Origin of the sequence: Deinococcus radiopugnans ATCC 19172 (genome assembly GCF_006335125.1) — a bacterium.
In the GTDB taxonomy this organism is placed as follows: Bacteria; Deinococcota; Deinococci; order Deinococcales; family Deinococcaceae; genus Deinococcus; species Deinococcus radiopugnans.
Map to the genome: position 1 here is coordinate 81,668 of NZ_VDMO01000009.1, position 21,942 is coordinate 103,609.

At 66.0% G+C, this 21,942-nt stretch carries 21 protein-coding genes; 11 read left to right on the top strand and 10 right to left on the bottom strand.

Going from position 1 to position 21,942, the window contains the following annotated elements:
* Positions 1-17 precede the first annotated feature (17 nt).
* The 3 genes from FHR04_RS09870 to FHR04_RS09880 are packed head-to-tail and all read left to right on the top strand — an operon-like array spanning position 18 to position 1,016.
* A complete protein-coding gene (locus FHR04_RS09870; protein WP_039684376.1) occupies positions 18-305 on the top strand; it encodes a hypothetical protein in 288 nt (95 codons plus the stop codon).
* Positions 306-602, top strand: coding sequence for a hypothetical protein (locus FHR04_RS09875; RefSeq protein ID WP_211344185.1), 297 nt, complete (start codon positions 306-308; stop codon positions 600-602).
* A gap of 9 nt (positions 603-611) precedes the next feature.
* The gene (locus tag FHR04_RS09880; RefSeq protein ID WP_139402852.1) at positions 612-1,016 is read left to right on the top strand and encodes a DUF4259 domain-containing protein; all 405 of its coding nucleotides are present in this window, start codon (positions 612-614) and stop codon (positions 1,014-1,016) included.
* Positions 1,017-1,070: 54 nt separating this feature from the next.
* On the opposite strand, the gene FHR04_RS09885 is transcribed toward FHR04_RS09880, so the two are convergent.
* On the bottom strand, positions 1,071-2,717 hold the full coding sequence (locus FHR04_RS09885) for a methylmalonyl-CoA mutase family protein (protein WP_139402854.1): 1,647 nt from the start codon (positions 2,715-2,717) through the stop codon (positions 1,071-1,073).
* A gap of 128 nt (positions 2,718-2,845) precedes the next feature.
* Between FHR04_RS09885 and FHR04_RS09890 the strand changes: the two genes are divergently transcribed.
* Together FHR04_RS09890 and FHR04_RS09895 are read left to right on the top strand one after the other, a co-directional pair.
* Positions 2,846-3,778: a hypothetical protein gene (locus FHR04_RS09890; RefSeq protein WP_139402856.1), complete on the top strand. Its 933-nt coding sequence runs from the start codon at positions 2,846-2,848 to the stop codon at positions 3,776-3,778.
* A gap of 42 nt (positions 3,779-3,820) precedes the next feature.
* Complete coding sequence (locus tag FHR04_RS09895) at positions 3,821-4,738, top strand: aldo/keto reductase (RefSeq protein WP_139402858.1); 918 nt, start codon at positions 3,821-3,823, stop codon at positions 4,736-4,738.
* A gap of 63 nt (positions 4,739-4,801) precedes the next feature.
* Here FHR04_RS09895 and crtI read toward each other — a convergent pair whose 3' ends face one another.
* The 3 genes from crtI to FHR04_RS09910 all read right to left on the bottom strand — a co-directional run bounded on the left by crtI (position 4,802) and on the right by FHR04_RS09910 (position 8,791).
* Positions 4,802-6,517 (bottom strand): phytoene desaturase family protein, encoded by a 1,716-nt coding sequence (gene crtI / locus FHR04_RS09900; RefSeq protein ID WP_139402860.1) that lies wholly within the window; start codon positions 6,515-6,517, stop codon positions 4,802-4,804.
* Positions 6,518-6,626: 109 nt separating this feature from the next.
* Positions 6,627-7,205 (bottom strand): flagellar hook assembly protein FlgD, encoded by a 579-nt coding sequence (locus FHR04_RS09905; RefSeq protein WP_139402862.1) that lies wholly within the window; start codon positions 7,203-7,205, stop codon positions 6,627-6,629.
* Between the two features lie 92 nt (positions 7,206-7,297).
* Positions 7,298-8,791: a serine hydrolase gene (locus tag FHR04_RS09910; protein ID WP_139402864.1), complete on the bottom strand. Its 1,494-nt coding sequence runs from the start codon at positions 8,789-8,791 to the stop codon at positions 7,298-7,300.
* Between the two features lie 258 nt (positions 8,792-9,049).
* Between FHR04_RS09910 and leuS the strand changes: the two genes are divergently transcribed.
* From leuS to FHR04_RS09925, 3 genes are all read left to right on the top strand, one after another.
* On the top strand, positions 9,050-11,527 hold the full coding sequence (gene leuS, locus FHR04_RS09915) for a leucine--tRNA ligase (protein ID WP_139402866.1): 2,478 nt from the start codon (positions 9,050-9,052) through the stop codon (positions 11,525-11,527).
* Between the two features lie 204 nt (positions 11,528-11,731).
* Positions 11,732-12,298 (top strand): DUF2726 domain-containing protein, encoded by a 567-nt coding sequence (locus FHR04_RS09920; RefSeq protein WP_052195408.1) that lies wholly within the window; start codon positions 11,732-11,734, stop codon positions 12,296-12,298.
* Positions 12,299-12,472: 174 nt separating this feature from the next.
* Positions 12,473-12,751, top strand: coding sequence for a hypothetical protein (locus FHR04_RS09925; RefSeq protein ID WP_139402868.1), 279 nt, complete (start codon positions 12,473-12,475; stop codon positions 12,749-12,751).
* A gap of 470 nt (positions 12,752-13,221) precedes the next feature.
* On the opposite strand, the gene FHR04_RS09930 is transcribed toward FHR04_RS09925, so the two are convergent.
* Together FHR04_RS09930 and FHR04_RS09935 are read right to left on the bottom strand one after the other, a co-directional pair.
* Complete coding sequence (locus FHR04_RS09930) at positions 13,222-14,184, bottom strand: TolB-like translocation protein (protein WP_249039066.1); 963 nt, start codon at positions 14,182-14,184, stop codon at positions 13,222-13,224.
* Positions 14,181-14,936, bottom strand: coding sequence for a M23 family metallopeptidase (locus FHR04_RS09935; protein WP_139402870.1), 756 nt, complete (start codon positions 14,934-14,936; stop codon positions 14,181-14,183). Before FHR04_RS09935 ends, FHR04_RS09930 begins: the two co-directional genes overlap by 4 nt.
* Positions 14,937-15,057: 121 nt before the next feature.
* Here FHR04_RS09935 and FHR04_RS09940 point away from each other — a divergent pair, with 121 nt between their 5' ends.
* On the top strand, positions 15,058-16,239 hold the full coding sequence (locus tag FHR04_RS09940; protein ID WP_139402872.1) for an aminotransferase class V-fold PLP-dependent enzyme: 1,182 nt from the start codon (positions 15,058-15,060) through the stop codon (positions 16,237-16,239).
* A gap of 73 nt (positions 16,240-16,312) precedes the next feature.
* Here FHR04_RS09940 and FHR04_RS09945 read toward each other — a convergent pair whose 3' ends face one another.
* The gene (locus tag FHR04_RS09945; protein WP_139402874.1) at positions 16,313-16,936 is read right to left on the bottom strand and encodes a CBS and ACT domain-containing protein; all 624 of its coding nucleotides are present in this window, start codon (positions 16,934-16,936) and stop codon (positions 16,313-16,315) included.
* A 142-nt stretch (positions 16,937-17,078) separates the two neighbouring features.
* Between FHR04_RS09945 and FHR04_RS09950 the strand changes: the two genes are divergently transcribed.
* Together FHR04_RS09950 and FHR04_RS09955 are read left to right on the top strand one after the other, a co-directional pair.
* Positions 17,079-17,567 carry an OmpH/Skp family outer membrane protein gene (locus FHR04_RS09950; protein WP_039684351.1) on the top strand — a complete coding sequence of 163 codons (489 nt, stop codon included), beginning with the start codon at positions 17,079-17,081 and terminating at the stop codon, positions 17,565-17,567.
* A 110-nt stretch (positions 17,568-17,677) separates the two neighbouring features.
* Entirely contained in the window at positions 17,678-18,151 is a 474-nt protein-coding gene (locus tag FHR04_RS09955) for an OmpH family outer membrane protein (RefSeq protein ID WP_139402876.1), read from the top strand.
* A gap of 93 nt (positions 18,152-18,244) precedes the next feature.
* On the opposite strand, the gene FHR04_RS09960 is transcribed toward FHR04_RS09955, so the two are convergent.
* The 3 genes from FHR04_RS09960 to FHR04_RS09970 all read right to left on the bottom strand — a co-directional run bounded on the left by FHR04_RS09960 (position 18,245) and on the right by FHR04_RS09970 (position 21,899).
* Positions 18,245-18,433 (bottom strand): hypothetical protein, encoded by a 189-nt coding sequence (locus FHR04_RS09960; protein ID WP_139402878.1) that lies wholly within the window; start codon positions 18,431-18,433, stop codon positions 18,245-18,247.
* 99 nt (positions 18,434-18,532) lie between these two features.
* Positions 18,533-19,273, bottom strand: coding sequence for an alpha/beta hydrolase family protein (locus FHR04_RS09965; protein WP_139402879.1), 741 nt, complete (start codon positions 19,271-19,273; stop codon positions 18,533-18,535).
* A 100-nt stretch (positions 19,274-19,373) separates the two neighbouring features.
* Positions 19,374-21,899 carry a glycosyltransferase family 1 protein gene (locus FHR04_RS09970; protein ID WP_139402881.1) on the bottom strand — a complete coding sequence of 842 codons (2,526 nt, stop codon included), beginning with the start codon at positions 21,897-21,899 and terminating at the stop codon, positions 19,374-19,376.
* Between the last annotated feature and the right edge of the window lie 43 nt (positions 21,900-21,942).

Consider the following 21,942-nt stretch of genomic DNA (forward strand, 5'->3'; position numbering starts at 1 on the left):
CATGCTAGCTTCTCCGCATGACGGCACCGGACGATAAGACCGAGATTAAGGTGATTGGGGCCAGTGGGCAGATTTCATTGGGCAAACAGTTCGCCGGGCGTACCGTGCTGGTGGAACAGCCTGAGCCTGGTGTCTGGCGCATCCGCACGGCCAGCGTCATCCCCGACAACGAGCAGTGGCTCTATGCGCCTGAAGACCAGGCGAAGTTGCAAAAGGCAATGCGCTGGGCGGACGAGCATCCAGTTGAGGGCAGTGACGAGAGCGATCTGAACGCGTTGCGAGCCAAATCAGAGGGCATGCCCTGAGTGCCGCACCTTGATCTGAACAATCCAGATTTTCAGCAGATGTTGTTTGCTCTGGAAAAAGTCGAGCGGCACGCAGTCATGAATACCTTGGGCCGGTTGCTACCCATGACCTGGGCCGAGGTCCACGCGCACTCCGGCCTCAACTGGGAACAGATTCATAGTCTGTCCGGGCCCTCCGGTCAGACCCTGTACTCGCTGCGTGCCAACCAGAAAATTCGTCTGGTGGGCTGGCGCGAGGGGAACGTTCTGCGGCTTCTTTCTATCCACCCCGATCACGACAGTGCCTATTCCCGTTAAGCTCTCTGCATGGACATCTGGGGCACTGGCCCATTTGAAAACGAGGCGGGTGCGGCCTTCGCCGATGAAGTGGTGCAGGACGGCGCGTTTGCTCTGGCCGAAGCCTTCGATGTAACGCTCGATCCTGATGGCGGTTTTTTAGCCGCTGAGGAAGGACACCGTACCCTGGCCGCCGCCGAGATTCTGGCCGCCGTGCTGGACGGCGAGACGCAGAACATCGTCAGCGCCCGGTTGCGTGCCTGGGTGCAGGAGGCGGACGCTGTGGATCTCTTTTCCCTGCGCGACGTCGCGCGTGACGCTGTGGAGCGCGTGCTTGGCCCGGACAGCGAACTGCCGGACCTGTGGGCCGAAACTGCCGAGGCGGATGCGTGGCTGGGCGCAGTGCGAACACTTCAGATCCGGCTGGAAGGCTGAAAAAATGAGCCGTGGGAACAGAAGCAGTCCCACGGCTCATTTTTAGATCGAACTTTAAACCACGGCGGGTTCCACGTACTCGCCGTACACGGTCTTGAGCACGTCCATCTGTTCGCCTAGCGTGACGTAGGCGTGGGCGCATTCCAGGAAGGCGGGCATGGAGTTGGCCCCAGTGACGGCGGTGTCGCGCAGGTCCGCCAGCGCTTTTTCCACCCGCGCCGGATCGCGCTCGCGCCGCACCTGCGCCAGCCGCGCTTCCTGCACGCGCTCGACTTCGGGGTCGATCAGCTGGATCGGCACTTCCACGGCGTCCTGCACGAAGTCGTTGACGCCCACGATGATGCGGTCTTTGGTTTCGACCTCGCGCTGGTAGCGGTAGGCGGCCTCGGCCATTTCCAGCTGGAAGAACCCGTTGTCGATGCCCTCCTCCACGCCGCCCATCATGCGGATCTGCTCGATGTAGCCCATCGCGGCCCGCTCGATGTCGTCGGTCAGCTTCTCGACGTAGTAGCTGCCCGCCAGCGGATCGACCACGCCGGCTACCCCCGTCTCGTAGGCGATGATCTGCTGGGTGCGCAGGGCGATGGTGGCCGCCTCCTCGGTGGGCAGGGCCAGCGCCTCGTCGAAGGCGTCGGTGTGCAGGCTCTGCGTGCCGCCCAGCACCGCGGCCAGCGCCTGAATCGCCACGCGGGCGATGTTGTTCAGCGGCTGCTGCGCGGGCAGCGAGACCCCAGCGGTCTGCGAGTGCGTCCGCAGCATCCACGACTTGGGATTCTTCGCGCCGTATCGATCGCGCATCTGCCGGGCCCAGATGCGCCGGGCGGCCCGCAGCTTGGCGATTTCCTCGAAGAAATCGTTGTGAATATCCCAGAAAAAGCTGATGCGCGGCGCGAACTCGTCGATGTCCAGCCCACGCTCCAGCGCCTTTTCCACGTAATGGAAGCCGTCGGCCAGGGTGAAGGCCAGCTCCTGCACGCCGGTCGCCCCCGCCTCGCGGATGTGGTAGCCACTGACCGAGATGAAGTTCCACTTGGGCACAATGCGCGGACCCCACTCGAAGGTGTCGATCACCAGCTTCACGCTGGGCGCGGGCGGGTAGATGAACTCTTTCTGCGCGATGAACTCTTTCAGAATATCGTTCTGGATGGTCCCGCCGATCCGGTTCAGGTCCTTGCCCTGCTTCTGCGCGTTGGCGATGTACATCGCCCAGATGGCGTTGGCCGGGCTGTTGATGGTCATGGACGTGGTGACGGTTTCCGGGTCAATGCCCTGAAACAGAATCTCCATGTCGGCCAGCGAACTCACGGCCACCCCGCACTTGCCCACCTCGCCGCGCGAAAAGTGGTGATCCGAGTCGTAGCCCATCAGCGTGGGCAGGTCAAAGGCGGTGGACAGCCCCGTCTGGCCCGCTTTCAACAGCGCGTGGAAGCGCTCGTTGGTCTGCTCGGCGCTGCCGAAGCCCGCGAACATCCGCATGGTCCACAGCTTGCCCCGGTACACGCTGGGCTGCACGCCGCGCGTGTACGGAAACTCGCCGGGGTAGCCCAGGTCGCGCTCGGCGTCCCAGTCTTTCAGGTCGTCTGCCGTGTAGATCGGCTCCGGGTCCATGTCGGACAGGTTGGTGAAGTTGTACTTGCGCTCGGGAAATTTCTGCGTGGCCGGTCCGTAGACGCTGCTCATCCACTCGTTTTTCGTCTTCATATCGTCCTCCGGAAGTTGATTCAACTCGGGAAACTAACGCTCGTTAGGTTGGCTCCCAGACTAGCAGAAGCGCGTGTAAGCCATGCGGCCCATGCCTTCGGCGTCGCTTGTGAATTACGCTGGAGTCAGTGATTTCCGACAATTTGCCGACGGCCGCCGAGCTGGCCCACTTTTCCCTCACCGCCCAGCATCCGCTGACGCTGAACTGGTGTCCTGCACCGGAGCGGCTGGCGAATCTGGCGGAGGAACATGCCTTTGACCTTCAACTCGCCAGCGATCTGGACCTGGCAGGAAAGCGGGCTGAATTTATCAACGTCGGCCCGCCTCCAGAGGCGTACCTGAACCGCTGGGTCACGGTCCGTCCTGACCTGGACGCCATGCTCAGCATCCGCTTCAAGGGGCTGGACGTGAGCAAGCCGTTCGTGGATGTCAGCGTGACCTCGCGCCCGGTGGTGGCGGCGGATGTCCCCCGGCTGAGTGCGGCGGCCCTGCGCGACTATGGCAACTTCCACCCGCCCCGAATCCGTGTCTGGAGCGCTGCCGAAACGTTCGCTGGCCTGAAGCCCGATCTGCGCGTGCTGGCCGCGTCACTGGCCGAGTTGCGCGGGGAAGAGGTGGCGCCCGAATTGAGTTTGAGGCCAACGACTGACCACTCAAACTATGCCGATGCTCAGGCCGCCTACGCCGCCGTGGACGCCGCCCACCCGAAGCATATCGGTCAGGCGGGCCTGCTCTCGGAGGAGGATTTGCAGGACACCATCGAGGCCGGAACCATGTTCGACGTGATCTGGCGGGGGAAGTGGAGCGGCTATGCGGGCACGCTGCCCGAAACGCAGCTCGGTTTACCTGTGCAGGTTGTTCAGGAACTGCTGCTGGCCCCACACGCCCGTGGGCACGGGTTCGGGGCCTCCCTCTCTACCCTGCTGGCCCGCCACCTTCCCGCCGATGGGCGGGTGCTGAGCGGCACCATCCACGGCGAGAACCGGGGCGCGCAGACGGCGGCGCGGCGGGCCGGACGGCATGACGTGGGCGGCTGGTGGTGGGTGCCGACGGTGAACTGAGGATGAGACCACGCGGGCCGATTTGGGCGCACAATGCGGGCCATGCGAACCATCAAACTGGGAACCAGCGATCTGGATGTGCCTGTCGTCGCCGTGGGCATGATGCGGATCAACACCATGAGCAAGGCAGACGTGCAGACGCTGATCGGGACGGCGATGGACCACGGCGCCAATTTCTTCGATCACGCCGACATCTACGGCAAGGGCGCGTGCGAGGAAATCTTTGCCGACGCCGTGGGCATGAGCAGCAGCGTGCGCGACACGATGATCCTGCAATCCAAATGCGGCATCCGGGAGGGCATGTTCGATTTCTCAAAGGAACACATCCTCGCTTCGGTGGACGGCATCCTGAAGCGCCTGAAGACCGACTATCTGGATATCCTGCTGCTGCATCGCCCCGACGCTCTAGTGGAGCCCGAGGAAGTCGCCGCGGCCTTCGATCAACTGGAGCGGGACGGCAAGGTGCGGCACTTCGGGGTGTCCAACCAGCACCCGCGACAGATCGAGCTACTGAAGAAGTCGGTCAGGCAGCCGCTGATCGCCAACCAGCTGCAGCTGAGCATCACCAACGCCACCATGATCACGCAGGGCTTCAACGTCAACATGGAAAACGACGAGGCGGTCAACCGCGACGGCGGCATTCTGGACTACTGCCGCCTGCACGACATCACCATTCAGCCGTGGTCGCCGTTTCAGTTCGGCTTCTTCGAGGGCGTCTTTCTGGACAACCTCAAATTCCCCGAGCTGAACGCCAAGATTGACGAGATCGCCGCCCGATACGGCGTGAGCAACACCACCATTGCCATTGCGTGGCTGTTGCGCCACCCGGCGAAGATGCAGCCGGTCACCGGGACCACCAACCCGCAGCGCTTGGCCGACTGCCTCAAGGCGGCGGACGTTCACCTGACCCGCGAGGAGTGGTACGCGATCTTGCTGGCGGCGGGGAACACGCTGCCCTGAACCAAGTAACGAAAAAAGCGTCGCCGAGAGGTTGAATCCCGGCGGCGTTTTTTGTGGTTTGGCTCAGTCGGTTGCGCCCGCCACTTCCCTCACCAGTGCTTCAGCGGCGGCGGGCACGCCGTCCCGCACGGCCCGGTGAATCCCAAAGTCATCGGCGATCAGGCGGGCCGTCATCTTGGCCGACATCATCACGCTGGGGGTGCCACCGCCGGGCTGCGCGCCCGCACCCACCAAGTACAGGTTGCCGATGTCCTCCGAGCGGTTGTGCGGGCGGAAGTACGCGCTCTGAACCAGCACGGGTTCGGGGCCAAAGGCGTTGCCCAGGTAGCTGTCCAGCGTCTGGGCGAAGTAATCGGGGGTGATGTACTCGCTGTGGGTCAGGCGCTCGCGCAGGTTCGGGATGTAGCCGCGTTCCTCCAGGAAGCTGTACACGCGGTCCACCAGCTTCGGCCCCTCCACCGCCCAGTCCAGGCCGCTGGCGTTGTGCGGGACCGGCACCAGGGTGTAGGCGGCGTGATGCCCGGCGGGGGCAAGGCTGGGATCGGTCAGCGTCGGCACATGCAGGTACTGGCTGAAATCCTGGCCCAGCACCTTCTGCCCGAAAATCTCGGTGAGCAGTTCCTCGTAGCGCGGCCCCAGGATGATGTTGTGGTGGCGCAGGTCCAGCGGGCGGGCCGGATCATCGCGGAAGCCGAAGTAGATCACCAGCAGGCTCATGCTCTGGCGGGCGGCCTTCACGCGCATGTCGCTGTTGACCAGCCGGGCGGCGGCGGGAATGCGCCTCAGGTTGGTGTTGGCCCAGTCGCCGTTGCTGACCACGATGTCGGCGTGCAGTTCCTCGCCGCCCTCCAGCCGCACCCCGCGCGCCGTCCGCTTGCCGACTGGATGCCTGACCGGCTGGCCGCGCCCGTCCGTGACCAGAATCTCGTCCACGCCCGCGTTCAGGCGCAGCGTGCCGCCCAGTTCCTCGAACTTCCGCACGAAGGCGCGCACCAGCGCCCCGGTGCCCCCCATCGCGTAGTGGATGCCCCAGGTTTTTTCGACGAAGTGGATCATGGCGTAGATGGCCGGCACGCTCAGCGGGTTGCCGCCCACCAGCAGCGTCTCGAAGGAAAAGACCTGCCGCATCTTGGGGTTCTGGAAATACTTGCTGGTAAACGAGAACAGCGTGCGAACGGCGTCCAGGCGCATCAGGTCCGGCACGACGCGCAGCATGCTGGTCATGTCGCCAAAGTGGGTGTAGCCCAGTTCCAGAAAGCCGCGCTCGAAGATGGCGCGGGCGTCGGCGTGGAAGCGCTCGTACCCGGTCAGGTCTTCCGGCGCGAGTTCGCCGATCTGACGGCGGGTGCTTTCGGGATCGCCGTCGTAGTCGAAGAAGGAGCCGTCGTCGAAATAAATCCGGTAAAAGGGCAGGATCGGCACCAGTTTCACGTACTCGCGGGTGCGCGGGCCGCCGCTCTCGCCAGTCTTGACGCGGGCGTCCTCGGTCAGCGTGTGGGGCGGGTAGTCCGGCTCGCCCAGCATGCCCTTGTCGCGTTCCAGCGCAAACAGTTCCTCGATAAAATGCGGCACCGTGATCACCGTCGGCCCCATGTCGAACACGTAGCCGTCCTCGGTGCGCTTCTGGTACGCGCGGCCCCCCGGCGCGTCCAGGCGTTCCAAGATGGTGGTGTCGAAGCCCAGGCTTTGCAGCCGGATGCCCAGCGACAGCCCGCCGATGCCCGAGCCGATGATGAGGGCGGTCTTGCGCCTGCTGGTATTCAGAGAAGGGGAAGTCATGCTGCGCCCACTACAGCACGTTCAGGCGTGCGGGTCTGTAGCAAGGGGTCAAAGGCAAAGAGAAGCGGAGGCCCGTTGCTGTGGCCTCCGCTTCCTGCCCGAGCCTGGGTCAGCGCACGGTCACGCTGAAGTCTGCCGGGCGGATCAGCACGCCGTCGCCGTTGAACACCGAACGGATGGTGTAGGTGCCGGCGGGCACGTTCTGTTTCTGATCGTTCTTGCCTTCCCAACGGATTTTCTGCAACTCACCCGTCTGACCAGGGGCCACGTTGGTGCCCACAATTTGCAGGGTGCAGATGGCGTCCTTCGGCGTGGTGCGGACCACCTGACCCGCCGCGTTGACCACCTCGAAGCGTACGTCACACGCACCGTGCTGCAGGTCAATGGCCTTGTCACCCGTATTGGTCAGCAGGACATTCCACATATTGGCCTGCCCCGCCTGCACGCTCTGCGGGCCTTCCAGCCGGGCGGTGTGCGGTTGCTCCAGGGGTGGATTGACGGCGGGGAGGGTGGTCACAGTCGGGGGGGTCACTGGGGTGGTGGGCGAGGGGGCGGTGGGTGTGTTGGGCTGTGTGGCGCCGCTCAGGGGCAGGGCGGGAATATCGGCGACGCTCACCTGCGCGTAGGTTTGCGTCGGAATCAGGAGGCTGCCCAGCAGGGCCAGGGTCAAAACTGCATTTCTGCTCATGGCCTCAGCCTGACGCCCCACGCCTGACCCTGGGTGAGGGGAGGTAAAGAAAGGGCGAGACGATCCTCAGGCAATCTTCAGAGGGCTTTCCCTCAACGCAGCAGCTTCAGCACGCCCCCGTACATGGCGACGAACTGCTGCTCGTTCAGCGGTTCGGGCCGGTTCCAGGTGGCGCTGACGCACAGCGTTTTGCCTGCTTTGGTGGTGACCTGGGTGGTCAGGTTGATCACGCCGATCTCGGAGCCGCCCTTGAAGCTCACGTTCTTGAAATCGCTGGGATCAGCCGCGCCGGGATTGAGCTGCGTTTCGGGCAGCGCCGCCACGTCGGCCATCAGGCGGCACAGGCGCTGGGCACTGACGAACCACTCCACGTCCTGCGCGGTTGTTTTGCCCTGGGTGAATACGCCGACATTGGGCAGCGGCGCGGTGGCGGCCTGCTCCAGAACCTCGCGCCGCGCGTCCCGGTCTAGCCCCGCGTCGCGGTAGGCCCGCAACAGCTCGATGTTGGCCGGATTCTTGAGGGCGAAGAACTCGCGGGTGTCGGGCATGGCGGTCTGGCCCAGCCGGGCCTCCACCCCCGCGCGGCCCACGGTTTTCAACAGCAGATCCGTGGCGGTGTTGTCGCTCTGGGAAATCATGCGGGCGGCCAGATCGCGCAGGGTGTACCTGCTTCCGGCGGGCGCGTCTTGCAGGGTGCCGCTGGGCAGACTTTTATCGGCGTCGGTCAGCGTGACCTCGTCCGTCCATTTTCTCTCGCCGCGCGTGACCTGCGCCTGCAATTCGCCCAGAATCGCCAGCTTGAAGGCCGAGCCGATGGCCAGCAACTTGCGGCTGTTCAGGTCTGCCAGCGGCTGAGGCTGCCCCACCTCCTGCACCAGCAGGCTGACCTGTCCGGGCAGGGCGGCGAAGGCGGCGCGGGCCTCGTCCAGCGTCCCGTAGGTGACGACGGGTTGCAGTTGCAGGCCCGTGATCAGGCCCTGGGCGTCCACGGTGATGGCCTGAACGTTCAGTTGGCCTTTCTCGAAGGTCAGCCGCCAGCCGTTGCCTGCCTCCTCAATGCTCTGGAAGGCACCGTTCTCGGCTCGAATTTCCGCGAACTGTTCGGTCAGTTTCTCGGCGCTGACCTGGGCCAGAAACTCCGGGCTGAACAGCGCCGTATCGATGGGGTCAGACCTGAACAGCTTCTCGACCAGCGCCGTCGCCTGCGCCCGTGCGGCCTGCGTGGCCGCCTGGTCTGCCGCCGCCGAGGCCGGGCCGGGCACCGCGCCAAACGTGGTCAGCCGCCCCTGATCGTCCAGTGCCGCCGCCGTAATGACCAGTGTGCCGCGCTCGTAGACCGCCAGTGGGCGATCCTGCAAGGTGTCCAGCCGGACAAAGTTCCCGTACATCCCCGTGATTCCCCTGAACTGCGCCGCGATGGTCTCGAACGGCACCTGCGCCAGGAAATCCGGCGAGAACCACTCCGCCTTGATCTCCGGGGCCGACAGCAGCCGCGTCAACGCCTCCGCCTGCGTAACGGTCTGCGCCTGTGCCGAGGCAGAAGCAACTAGGGCGATGCTGGTCAGGGTCAGGAACGGTCTGTTCATGCCACCGAATATGGGATGAACTCCAGAAAGGTTGCCGCGCCCACACTTCACGCGGTCTTCACGCCCCGCCTTTCTTCCGAACCGTCGATGCCCTAGAATGAACGCATGATCCGCTCTGCGCTTACTCTCAGGGGACCCCGCGACTAGCTTCCAGCTTGTGCGCGCGTCCCCGGCTGTGTTGCGCCGGGGCTTTTTTTGGTCCCCGCCTTTCCTTAGACCCTAAGACTTTTAGACCCTTAGACCCCCGCAGGAGCCGCCATGACCCAGACCGAAGAGCAATTCACATCCATCCAAGAACCCAGGGCCGAACGTTACAACCCGCACGCCATTGAGCAGAAGTGGCAGGATCGCTGGGCCGAAACCGGCCTGTACCGCTTCGATGAGAAGGCCGATGGCGAGAAGTTCTACGCGCTGACCATGTTCCCCTACCCCAGCGGCAACCTGCACATCGGTCACTGGTACGCCAACGTCGCCCCAGACGCCCGCGCCCGCTGGATGCGGATGCGCGGCTACAACGTGCTGTTCCCGATGGGCTTCGACGCCTTCGGCCTGCCCGCCGAGAACGCGGCCATCAAGAACAACGTTGATCCGGCAAAATGGACGTACAGCAACATCGAGACCATGACGGCGCAGTTTCAGCGCATGGGCACCATGATCGACTGGAGCCGCCAGTTCGCCACCTCTGACCCCGAGTACTACCGCTGGAACCAGTGGTTCTTCACCGAGTTTTTCAAGCGCGGCCTGGCCTACAAGAAGGGCGGGCTGGTCAACTGGTGCCCCAAAGACCAGACCGTGCTGGCGAACGAGCAGGTGGTGAACGGCGCGTGCGAGCGCTGCGGCACCCCCGTCGAGCGCCGCAACCTGAACCAGTGGTATCTGAGAATTACCGACTACGCCGACGAACTGCTGGATTTCTCCGACACCGACATGCCCGAGCGCGTGCGGGCCATGCAGACCAACTGGATCGGCAAATCGGTGGGCGCGGAGATCGTCTTCGACACCCCCGCCGGGCCGGAAACCGTGTTCACCACGCGCCCCGACACCATCATGGGGGCCACCTTTCTGGTGCTGGCCCCCGAACACGCCAAGGTGGCCGAACTGACCACCGACGAACAGCGCGCCGAGGTGGAGGCGTACATTGCGGCGGCGGGCCGCAAGACCGATGTGGAGCGCCAGCAGGATGTGGGCGAGAAAACCGGCGTGTTCACCGGTTCTTTTGCCACCCATCCCATCGGCGGGCATCAGGTGCCGATCTGGGTGGCGGACTACGTGCTGGTCACCTACGGCACGGGTTCGATCATGGCCGTTCCCGCCCACGACGAGCGCGACTTCGCCTTTGCCCGCAAGTTCGGGCTGGACATCACCGAGGTCATCCGCGCCGAGGGGGCCGAGCCGATGGGCGCGGACGCTGAAGGGGCCTACAGCGGCCCCGGCATGATCGTCAACAGCGGCGAATTTGACGGTCTGCCCGGCGGCAAGGCCAGCATCGACACCGTGATCGAGCGGCTGGAGGCGGCGGGTGTGGCGCGGGCCAAGACCACCTACCGCCTGCGCGACTGGCTGCTGGCCCGGCAGCGCTACTGGGGCACCCCCGTGCCCATCGTCTACTGCCCCGAACACGGCGCGCAGCCGGTGCCTGAAGATCAGTTGCCCGTGACCCTGCCCGAGTTCAAGGGCTTCACGGCGTCCGGCCAGAGTCCCCTGAAGCTGGACACCGAATGGGTGCAGACCACCTGCCCGGTCTGCGGCGGCCCCGCCGAGCGTGACACCGACACGATGGACACCTTCGTGGACAGCAGCTGGTACATGTACCGCTTCCTGTCGCCGCACGATGACCAACATCCCTTTGATCCAGAGAAGGCGAACCTGCTGCCCGTCGACCTGTACACCGGGGGCATTGAACACGCCATCCTGCACCTGCTGTACAGCCGCTTCTGGACAAAGGTGATGCGCGACATGGGCCTGACCACCCAGAACGAGCCGTTCGCGTGGCTGCGCAACCAGGGCATCATCCTGGGCGAGGACGGCGAGAAGATGAGCAAGTCGCGCGGCAACGTCGTCGACCCCGACGATCTGGTGCGCGAGTACGGCGTGGACACGGTGCGGACGTACCTGATGTTCATCGCGCCGTGGGAGGTGGGCGGCCCCTGGGATCCGCAGGGCATCAACGGCCCGTCGAAGTGGCTGGGCCGGGTGTGGACGCTGTTCTTCGGAGACCGAACCGCTGGCCCCGACGAGGCCGTGACGCCCGCCGACCTGCGTTACGCGGTGCACAGCACGCTGAAAAAAGTGACCGGCGACTTCGAGCGCCTGAGCTTCAACACCATCGTCGCCGCGCTGATGGAGCTGACCAACACGCTGGTGCGTGCCCGCCGCGCGCCCGTCTACGGCACGCCCGAGTGGGACGAGGCGCTGGACATCTTCAACCGCATGCTGGCCCCGGTGGTCCCGCACATCGCCGAGGAGATCTGGCACGAGCGCGGCATGGAAGGCAGCGTGCATGTGCAGGCCTGGCCCGCCACTGACGAGGCGGCTGCCGTGCGCGACACCGTAACCATCGGCGTGCAGGTGGGCGGCAAGGTGCGCGGTCAGGTCAGCATTTCCAAGACCGCCACCCAGGACGAGGCGCTGGCCGCCGCCCGTGCCCAGCCGGACGTGGCCCGCTTCCTGGAGGGCAAGGCGGTGGTCAAGGAGATCTACGTGCCGGGGCGGATCATCAACATCGTTGTCCGCTAGGGTCGCTGTCTCTGCCCCTGTGAACCTCATTCCATCGCCACCCGTTCCGGCAATTAGAGACCCGGATGCATGGTTTGACAGGGGCTGCATACCAGAGTAGATTGAAGAAATCAAGGCGGCCTCCGGGCCGCTTTTTTCGTTCTTGTCAGTCTTACAGGTCCCACCAGCCATATCTCTGTCATCCCAGCCGTTTATGCTGCAGGCATGGATTCCCTTGTGCCCGGCCTGCTGATCGTCGTCGCGGCCGTGCTGGCGGGGGCCGCATTTCTTCTGGGCCGGCGAACCGCGCCGCGCCGCGCCCCCCAGTCGCCCGTCGGCGTGCCTGACCCACCGCCGGAGGAGTTGCCGGAGCATCTGGCCGTCCGCCTGCACACCCCGTTCTTCAGCCTCGCTGAGGGCGCGTTCTTCCGGACCCTGGAGCAGGCCCTGCCGCCCGGCTACCGGGCGTTTCCCAACGTGCGGCTGTACGACGTGTTCCAGATCGTCGCGGCCCTGCCCCCGCAACAGGCTGCGCTTGCGCGTTTGCGCGACGAGCACATCGATTTCCTGATCGTCAGCCTGGACGGGCATCAGCCGGTGGCGGGCATCGAGCTGAGTGGCAAGAGCGCTGACCATGCCGAACAGAGCCGCAGCGATCAGGCCAAGGAGCTGGCTTTTCACAGCGCCGGCCTGCTGCTGCTGCGGCTCAGGGCAGAGGATGACCACACGCAGGCCAGTCTGGAAGCGCTGCTGTGGCGCTACCTCAGGGCGGAGTCGCATCCACTGCTGTGATGTTGCCGGTCTTCCTGCTGTCTCTGGAAGGTGTTCTGCGAGGCAGACCCATAGCGCAGCGGATGGGCCGCCTGTTGTAGGCCGCCTTCAGCATTCCTTGAGCGGAGCTTGAGCGGTCGATCAGAGGAGGCCGTTGTGACGTGGCTGCAATTCCGGCGTGAATAGCCTGCATGGATGGGAAAAACCTCGATCCGCAAGTTCTCGTATCTGGACCACGACATAGAGATCATCCGGGAGCGCTGCAATCTGCCGGACGTTTCGCCGTTCGAGCCACGCCTGGGCATCCAGGTGCGTTACGGCCTGAAATTCGACGGTCAGCTCACGGACTGGAGTGACTTTGTCGAGGCGACGGATGACGAGCCGTCGGCCAATACCCTGGCGGAGCTGGGGCTGCGGCGGGCGCGGGAGCTGCGGAAGAAGGAGGCGACTGTCGTTGTCTCGCCCGCGGCGTGAATGACCCGCTCTGGGACAGGCCGGAATGCGGCGCCTGATAAGGATTCCGTTTGTAACGCGACAGACATCGGGACAGCTCCGATCTCTCCACTCCACGTACGGAGGGATATTTTCCTCATTCTCGCTGTCGTCATGGACAGACGCCTATGAGGACGCTCTTCCTCTGCTAGCGCAGCTCTGCGAGTCTCGCTCGGATTGCCAGGTGTTTTCAACACCTTTCAATCGGAGTCGGTACGAGGACAGCCGCAGGCCAGACGCGCCCGGCCAACGAAAAAGCCCCACGTCCGGTGGGGCGGTCTTCCTGCCTTCACTCGGGCAGGTCCTGCTGTTGACGGCACTTTAATCCGCCTGCTGTCACAGAAGCATGACGCTGTTCCCCGACATGAGGGCCGGTCCTGAGCGATTTCCGGGCCTGGAAAGGGATCCCGGAGGCGGCCCCCTGCCGTGTGGGCCGCCGCGCCGTTTTTCATCTACGGCAGGGTCAGCACCCGCACGTTGCCGCTCTCGGCACTCAGGTAGCTCAGCCGCCTGCCGTCCGGACTGATGTTCCAGTCCCCCTGCCGCACCCGGCCGCCCAGATCACCCAGCGTGTTCCAGCCGTTCAGGCTGACCGTGTACTGCCGCAGGACATGGGCACCGCCGTCCAGCTTGAGGGGAATCAGCACGAAGCGGCCCGCGTCGCGCCAGCGGTACGCCCCGAAATCATTGATCTCGGTGGGTGGTCCGCCGGCCGTGCTTTGCAGCCACAGGCCGTTTCTCGCGGCGCTGTCGAAGGAAACCATGTACAGCACCCGCGCCCCATCCGGGCTGAGGCTGATGCCCCGGAAGCCCAGCGCCGTCCTTAAGGTCTTCTTCGCACCGCTGCGGATGTTCAGCGTGAACAGCTCCCGGTCTCGGTTGCCCGGCGCGCTCTTGCCCGACAGCAGCAGCGTGTTGTCGTCCACCCAGCCGCTGACCCCGCCGCCGTACAGGGTGGCGACGTTGCGCGGGGAACCGAAGGCGTCGGCCACATAGACCCGCGTGGCGCGGCGGTCATAGTTGCCGCTGGTGTCGCTGCGGGTGTAGGCCAGCCCGGTCTCGGCGTCGTTCCAGGTGACGTCCGCGCCGTAGGTGGGCAGCGTGAAGCGTTTGCCGTCGGCCAGCCGTTCCAGCACCGTTGTCTCTCCGGTGCCGGGCCGCACCGCCCAGCGCAGTTTCGGCGAGAAATACGCAACGCTGGAGAACCGGCGCGTGACCTCGCCGCCCGTGGCCGCCACCTCGTAAATGCCGGTGCTGGGGCGTGCGGGCGGCCCGTCCAGAAACAGCAGTGCTTTTGAATCCGGCGTCCAGACCGTGCCGGGACAGCACCCGCCGCTCAGCACCGCGCGCGAGGGCAGGGTGGCGGCCACGGCAGACGTGCCCAGCAACAAAGCGATAAAGACTGACCCCTTCACCGCGCGCCTCCCGGAGCAATCGGCCACGGTCTGGCAAACTCGTTGAGCAACCGGCCCCCGCGCAGGGCGGCGGGCTGCGAGTCCGGCGACTGCCACCGGCGCGGGGCGTCCAGGTCATATTCGTAACCGCGTCCGAAGCTGCCTGAGAGCGCCAGCGTGTCCCAGTCGGCCTCCAGGTACGGCAGCGGGTTGAAGAACCGCTGATGAGACCGGTCCCGCAGCTCCAGATGCAGGTGCGGCGCGCTGATGCACGTTCCCTGCGAGTCGCCGCTCTGCCCGATGACCTGTCCGCGCGTGACCTTCTGGCCGGGCCGCAGCGTCGAGCGCCCCAGCAGGTGGCCGTACAGGCTGCTCAGGTTGCCCGCGTGGTCAATCACCACGTTGTGCGGTGGGCTGCCGTGCGGGCCGTCCACCTCGGCCACCGTGCCGTCACCGATGGCGCGCACCGGGGTGCCGCACGGCGCGCTGAAATCCAGCCCGGCGTGGATGCCCTGCAGGTTGCCGTAGGTGCTGCGCCGCTGCCGGTACGCCCCGGTGGTGTTGCCGTAGCCCTGCCCCAGCAGCCAGGAATCAGGGCCAGGCGCCCCCGCAAACGGCAGGCTGAACTGCCGGGACGGCTGGGCGATGGCACTCAGCGGCAGGGCCGGGGCGTAGTGTGCGGCGGCCAGGGGGATCAGCAGCAGCCCACACAGGGCAACAACGGCCCATCTTGTCGGCAGGCCGCGCCAGTGGGCCGGGGTGGGAAAGGGCATACGCGATCTTGCCGCACTTCGTCCTCTGAAGGCGTGCCAGCGGCTACGGTTGGCGGGTGCGGCGGCGGGCGGTTCAGACCTCTGCGCCGCGCCGCACCGCGCCGGGTCTACTCTGAACCCCATGACCCAGCCGGCCCCCTCGCCCCAGACCACGGCCCAGCCCGCCGCCCACGTTCCGCTGAACCGCCCGCGCCTGATCGCCCCCGGCCCGGTGGAGGTGGACCCGCGCGTGCTGCTGGAACTGGCCCAGCCGCAGATGCACCACCGCAGCCGCGACGCCGTCGACAAATTGATGGAGGCGCGGGAGAAACTCAGCCGTCTGCTGGGCGACCCCTACGAGGCCGTGATCACCACCAGCAGCGGCACCGGGGCCTTCGAGGGCGCCCTGGTCAGCACCACGCCCGCCGGGGCGCGGGTGGTCAACGCGCAGGCCGGCAAATTCAGCGAGCGCTGGGGCGACATGGCGCGGAGATTCGGCTACGACGTGGGGATCGTCGCCCAGCCCTGGGGCGAACTGCTGGACGCCGACGAAATCGCCGAGGCCAGCCGCGACGCCCACACTCTACTGATCACCCACAGCGAGACCAGCACCGGGGCGTTGCACGATCTGGAGGCGATTGCGCGGGCGGCCAAAACCCAGAATCCTGATCTGATCGTCATTGCCGACTGCGTGACCTCCTACGGGGTGGCGGAGCTGCGGCCCGCCGCCTGGGGCGTGGACGTGATCGTCTCTGGCAGCCAGAAGGGCACGGCCACCCCACCGGGGCTGGGCTTCGTGCTGTTCGGCCCCGAAGTTCAGGCCCGCATGATCCAGAACACGGGCCACGGCTACTACCTGGACCTGACCCGCGAACTCAGGGGCCAGAAGGCAGGCAACACTCCGCAAACGCCCGCCATCAACCTGATCTACGCCCTGTCCGCCGCGCTGGACCGCCCGCTGAGCGTGCCGCTGGACGTGCTGTGGGCCGAGCAAAAGCGCAAGACCGATGCCCTGATCGCCGCCGGCACCGCACTGGGCTGCCCATCATGGACCGCCCGCCCCAGTCCCGCCGTCGCCGTCCTGAAAGCCCCTGAAGGGTTGACGGGCCGCCAGATTGCCGCCGCCCTGACTGGCCTGGGCCAGCGTGCCCTGGCTGGACAGGCGCCCCACGAGGACACCGTGTTCCGCGTCAGCACGATGGGGTACGCAGACCGGTACGACGCTCTGGGCGTGGCCGGAATGCTGGAAGATGCCTTCGCGTCTCTGAGCCACACGTTCGAGCGTGGCGCGGCCGTGTCGGCGGCGTGGGCGGCGCTAAAGTAGGGGCGAGGGGAAACGGCAAACCGCCAGAGCGACGAAACTCGCGGCTGGCGGCTTGGTTGCACACGGAATTTGCTCAGTCCAGAACGGTAATTCCAGAATCACGCACGCGCTGCTTGACGTTCTCCATGCCCTCGCCGCTGACGCGCATCACGAAGCGGCGGCGGTCACCCCGGCCGTCGTAGGTGGCGACGCTGATGATGTTGCTGGGCATGATCGCCTGCGTGGCCCGTTCCAGGCTGCCGGGGGTATCGGGCATTTCCAGCGTGATGCGGGGGCCGCCCTCGCGCATGCCCAGAATCTCGGTAAAGGCGCGCAGCACGTCCATCGTGGTGATGATGCCGGTCAGCTTGCCGCTGTCGTCCAGCACCGGCAGGCCGCCCACATGGTGTTCCTGCATCCGCAGCGCGGCGTCTTCCATGTACTCGCCCTCAGCGGCGGTGATCACCGGGCGGGCCATCATCTCGGCCACTGTCAGCTTGCTCAGCAGGTAGTTCAGCTCCCACACGCTCAGGGTGGTGGCCTTGCTGGGCATGGCGTCCTTGAGGTCCTTGCGGGTGGTAATCCCGATCAGTTTGCCCTTGTCCATCACCGGCAGGCGGCGGAAGTTACCCTCCTTGAGGGTCTTCAGCGCGTCCATCACGGGGGTGTCGGGGGTGACGGTCACGGGGTCACGGGTCATCCAGTCGCGTACAAGCATGCTAAAAGTCTACTGGATTACGCTTACCGGGATGGCCTGTCGCCACCCCAGCGCCCCAGCCTGATGGGGGGCTGACGGCGCATGTGAAGCCGCTGTGAAGGGGTTCATTCCGCTCAGGAAACACCGTGCTAGTTTTCGTTTCATGAAGATCACCGCCAAAACCCTGGCTCCCTTTGCCGTCGTCGCCGCCTTCGGCCTGGGGACCCTCGCCCCGCACGCCCAGACCACTCCCCAGAAGATCGGCTTCGTCGACGTGTCCAAGCTGCTGGCCGCCCACCCCAACGACAAGGACATCAAGGCCATCCAGACCAAGGCCGACGCTGAACTCGGCGCGCTGGACAAGCAGGTCAAGGCCATCGACGCCAAGGGCGCCAGCGCCACGGCCGCCGAGAAGCAGCAGCGCGAGACGCTGGTCAAGACCATCCAGAGCAAGGCGGCCGACTACGACAAGCAGATCGATCCCAAGATCACGGCGGTCGAGAAGTCGGTGGACGCTGCCGTCAGCTCGGTCGCCAAGGCCAACGGCTACAGCGTGGTCATGGACAAGTCGGTGGCCGCCAACGGCCTGGTGATCTACGCCGATCCCAGCACCGAACTGACCGACGCCGCTCTCAAGGCCGTCAAGCCCTGAGCCTCGCCGCCCGGCCGAAGACCTGCCCCGCATGTTCTGACGGCGGGGCATTTTAAGGTCCGCCGGGTTGATGCCCGCCGAGGCGGCACCCCACACTGGAGGGTTTTCCCTTGAATAAATTTCTGATACTGCTGCCGCTGGCGCTGCTGGCCACGGTGCCGCACGCGCAGGGCGCCAAGAACCGGCTGGGGCTGGTGGACGTGCAGGCCGCCGTCAAGGCCCTGCCGGCCAGCAAGGCTTACCTGGACCTCTCCGCCCGCGTGGACGCAGACCTGAAAGCCCGGCGAGGCAAGATCGACGAACTGGCGGGCAAGGCGGCGTCCTCGGGCAGCGCCGCCGACCGCAAGGCGCTGCTGGACGCCCAGCAGGCCTACAACAGCACCCAGACCGCGTACCGGGGCCGGATTGCGACGGCCTTTGAACCTGTGGCCGCCAAGCTGAACGCGGCGGTGGCTAAAGTGGCCAAAGCCAACGGCTACAGCGTGGTTATGGACCAGCGCGTGGCCGCCCAGAACCGGCTGGTCATCTACGCCAACGCCAGCGCCACTGACCTGACCGCCGCCGTGATCAAGGCGCTGAAGTAGGCCAAGGCCGAGTGCTGGTCTGTGACAGCAGGGCCGTCAGGAGTCATTCCCTGACGGCCCTTTTTGTGTGTTCGGTAGGGTGCGGCGCTGGGGCTAACCGTCCTCGTTGTCGGGAATGATGCCGCCCGTCATCTCCTGCTGCAACTTCGCGGACTCGTCGGTGGGCGTCTCGTTGTGAGGATCGTTCTCCGGCACGTCGATCACCTCGGGGTGCGCCTCCGGCACGGTGCTCTGCACGATCTCGCCGCGCTGATCGGGTTTGGCCTTATCGTCGGGGTTCATGCCATTCACCCTAGATCAGCCCTGACCGGGGTGGATGCAGATTCGCACAAAGTGGCTTTACCTGGCTTTACCTGCGGTGTAGTCCAGCTCGGTGCCGCCTCAGCCTCCGCCCAGGAACCGCAGCGATTCCGCGTAGAGCATCTCGGTCGTTTCCAGGCTGGTGAAGTTGTGGGTGCCGCCGGGAATGGCCGCCGCGTCGCAGCCCAGCGCCTGGGCGTAACGCACGCCCCATTCCGGCGGGCAGGTGGTGTCGGCGTCGCCGTGGATCACGTGCGCCACCCCGCTCCAGGCGGCGGCGGCCTGCAGCGGGCGCAGGCGGGGCAACTCCTGCAGAAAGGCGCGGCCCAGCGGCCAGCCGTCCCGGTCGATGACGCCAGTGGGCAGCACGCCGCCGCTCAGCAGGGGCAGCCACAATTCGGGCAGGGCAGGCGCCCACAGCAGCAGCCGGTGGGCACGGACCCCCGCCGCCGCGAGCGTGGCCACCATGCCGCCCATGCTGTACCCCAGCAGCATGACCCGCTCGGGATCGATCTGGGGCTGCTGGCGAATGTAACTGGCGGCGGCCTGTACGTCCTCGACCTCACGCGAGACGGTCATCTCGCTGAAGTCGCCCTGCGAGTCGCCGCTGCCCCGGCAATCGAAGCGCAGGCTGGCGATGCCCCGCGCGGCCAGCGCCCGCGACAGCAGGGTCAGCAGGCGGTGGTGATCGGTGCGGTTGCCGGTAAAGCCGTGGACCATCACCACCGACGGCCAGCCCTGAGCGGGGGCCTCGGCATCCGGGGTGTGGAGCATCCCGTAGAGCCGCTGCCCGTCTACCGAAAACTGCGCGAACTGTTCCATACGGGCAATTGTCGCAGATTGGGATCAGGGCAATCGCCAGCCCCACGAAAGAGGCGGGCCACACTCCCCCAGGGCCCGCCGCGAAGGATTCAGCCCCGGTTCAGCGCGCCGTGGCCCACTTGATCAGTCCGGTTTCCAGCTCGTTGCTCAGGCCGTCGATCTCGGGAATCATGCGCACGCCCACCGAGTACAGCCCGCTTTCCTCCAGCGGCACCTCGGCGCTGAAGGTGCCGTCGCCCCGGCTTGCCAGGGGGAAGCGCGTCAGGTGCCCGGCGCGGTTCAGCACGGCCTCCACCCGCAGCTCTTCGAGCGAGATGCCCGCCGGGTTGACCTGGGCGCTGATCGGCGCGGTCTGGCCGGGGTGGCAGGTGGCCGGCAATTCGGCGTGGGCGCTGATGCTGACGTAGGGCCACTGCTGGCGCACCCAGGTTTTCCACCCGGCAATGGTGCGGGCCTCGGCGTTGTGGTTGGCCGCCACCGCTTGACCGCGCTTGCCCAGCGGCAGGTAGTACCGCTGCACGTAGTCGATCACCTGCCGCTGCATGGAAAAGCGCGGGCTGACGGTTTCAATGGAGCGGCGCACCGAGTAGGCCCACGAGTCCTCGCCCGTGGCCCCGCCGTAGTAGCGCGGCACGATCTCGTCTTCCAGCGTCTGGTACAGGCTGAAGGCGTCGGCGTCGTCCTGCACGTTCAGGTCCGCGTACTCGCGCTCCTCGCCAATCGGCCAGCCGTTGGTGCCGTCGTAGCCCTCGCGCCACCAGCCGTCCAGCACGCTGAAATTGGGGCTGCCGTTAAAGCTGGCCTTCATGCCGCTGGTCCCGGACGCCTCCAGCGGGCGGCGCGGGTTGTTCAGCCAGATGTCCACGCCCTGCACCAGATGGCGGGCCACGTTCATGTCGTAGTTCTCCAGAATCACGATCTTGCCCCGGAACTCGGGCTCCTGCGACATCCGGTAGATTTCCTGGATAAAGGCCTTGCCGGGGTTGTCGGCGGGGTGGGCCTTGCCCGCGAAGACGAACTGCACCGGACGGTCCGGATGGTTGACGATGCGGGCCAGCCGCTCGCGGTCCCGGAACAGCAGCGTGGCGCGCTTGTAGGTGGCGAACCGCCGCGCAAAACCGATGGTCAGGGTGTTGGCATCCATCAGGGTGTCGGTGGCGGCCACGTCGGCGGCGCTGGCCCCGTTGCGCAGCATCTGCTCGCGCATGCGGGCGCGGATAAAGGCGATCATCTCGCGCTTGGTCTCCAGCTGCACGTTGCTCAGCTGCGCGTCGCTCAGGCCGTCGACCGCCTTCCACATCTCCTCGTCCTCCAGGCGCTCGGTCCAGTCCTTGGGCAGCACGGTGGACAGCAGGTCCCGCATGGCCTGGCTGGTAAAGGTCAGGTTGTGCGCGCCGTTGGTGACGTGTCCGATCGGCACCTCCTCGGCCTCCGCGCCGGGGTACAGGAACTTCCACATGTCGCGGCTGACCTCGCCGTGCAGTTCCGACACGCCGTTGGCCGCGCGGCTCATCCGCAGGGCGAAGACGGTCATGGAGAAGGCCGGCACGGTCTGGCCGTCCCAGTTCTGATCGTGGCGGGCCAGTTCGTACAGTTCGTGGCGGGACACCGACAGCAACTCCGGCCACTGCTCCAGATAGCGGTCCATCAGCTCGTAGGTAAAGGCGTCGTTGCCGGCGGCCACCGGGGTATGTGTGGTGAACAGGGTAGAACTGGCCACGCTTTCCAGCGCGGTGCGGAAGTCCAGCCCGGCGTCCACGCACTCGCGGATGCGCTCCAGGCCCAGCAGGGCGGCGTGGCCCTCATTCATGTGGTACACGCTGGCCGGCACGTCCAGCGCCCGCAGCGCGCGGATGCCCGCCACGCCCAGCAGCACGTACTGCTGCACGCGCAGTTCCTGGTTGCCGCCGTACAGCCGGGCCGTCAGCTTGCGGTCCTCCTCGCTGTTCTCCGGCACGTTGGTGTCCAGCAGCAGCACCCGGATGCGCCCGACCGTCAGGTTCCACACCCGCACCGCAATCTCGCGGTGGCCGATGCGCACCGACACCCGCGCCTCCTGGCCGTCCGGGGTGCGGGCCGGGGTGATCGGCAGGGTGGTCAGGTCCAGCTCGTCGTAGGCCTCGTTCTGCCAGCCGTCCTTGTCGAACAGCTGCCGGAAGTAGCCCTGGTGGAACAGCATGCCCACGGCGGTAAACGGCAACCCCAGGTCCGAGGCGCTCTTGCAGTGGTCCCCGGCCAGCACGCCCAGGCCGCCGCTGTAGATGGGCAGCGACTCGTGAAAGCCGTACTCCATGCTGAAATAGGCCACCGGCTGCATCTCCGGCGCGTTCTGGCTGGCCCAGGTCTTTTTCAGGTTCATGTAGGCGTCGAAATCGGCCATCACCGACTTGTACCGGGCCAGATAGTCCTTGTCGGTGGCCACCGTGTCCAGCCGGGCCTGCGGGACTTCCAGCAGGGTCCGCACCGGGTTCTGTCCGAAGTTCTCCCAGACCTGTGGGTCGAGTTCGCTGTACAGCGCCTGCGCGTGCGGGGTCCAGGACCAGTAGAGGTTGTAGGCCAGCTCCGAGAGCCGCGCGATGGACGGCGGCAGCTGGGGCAGCACCGTGACTTTGCCAATGACGTTCATATGGCCCAGAGCTTACCCCACAGGCCCGTCTGGGGACCGCGCT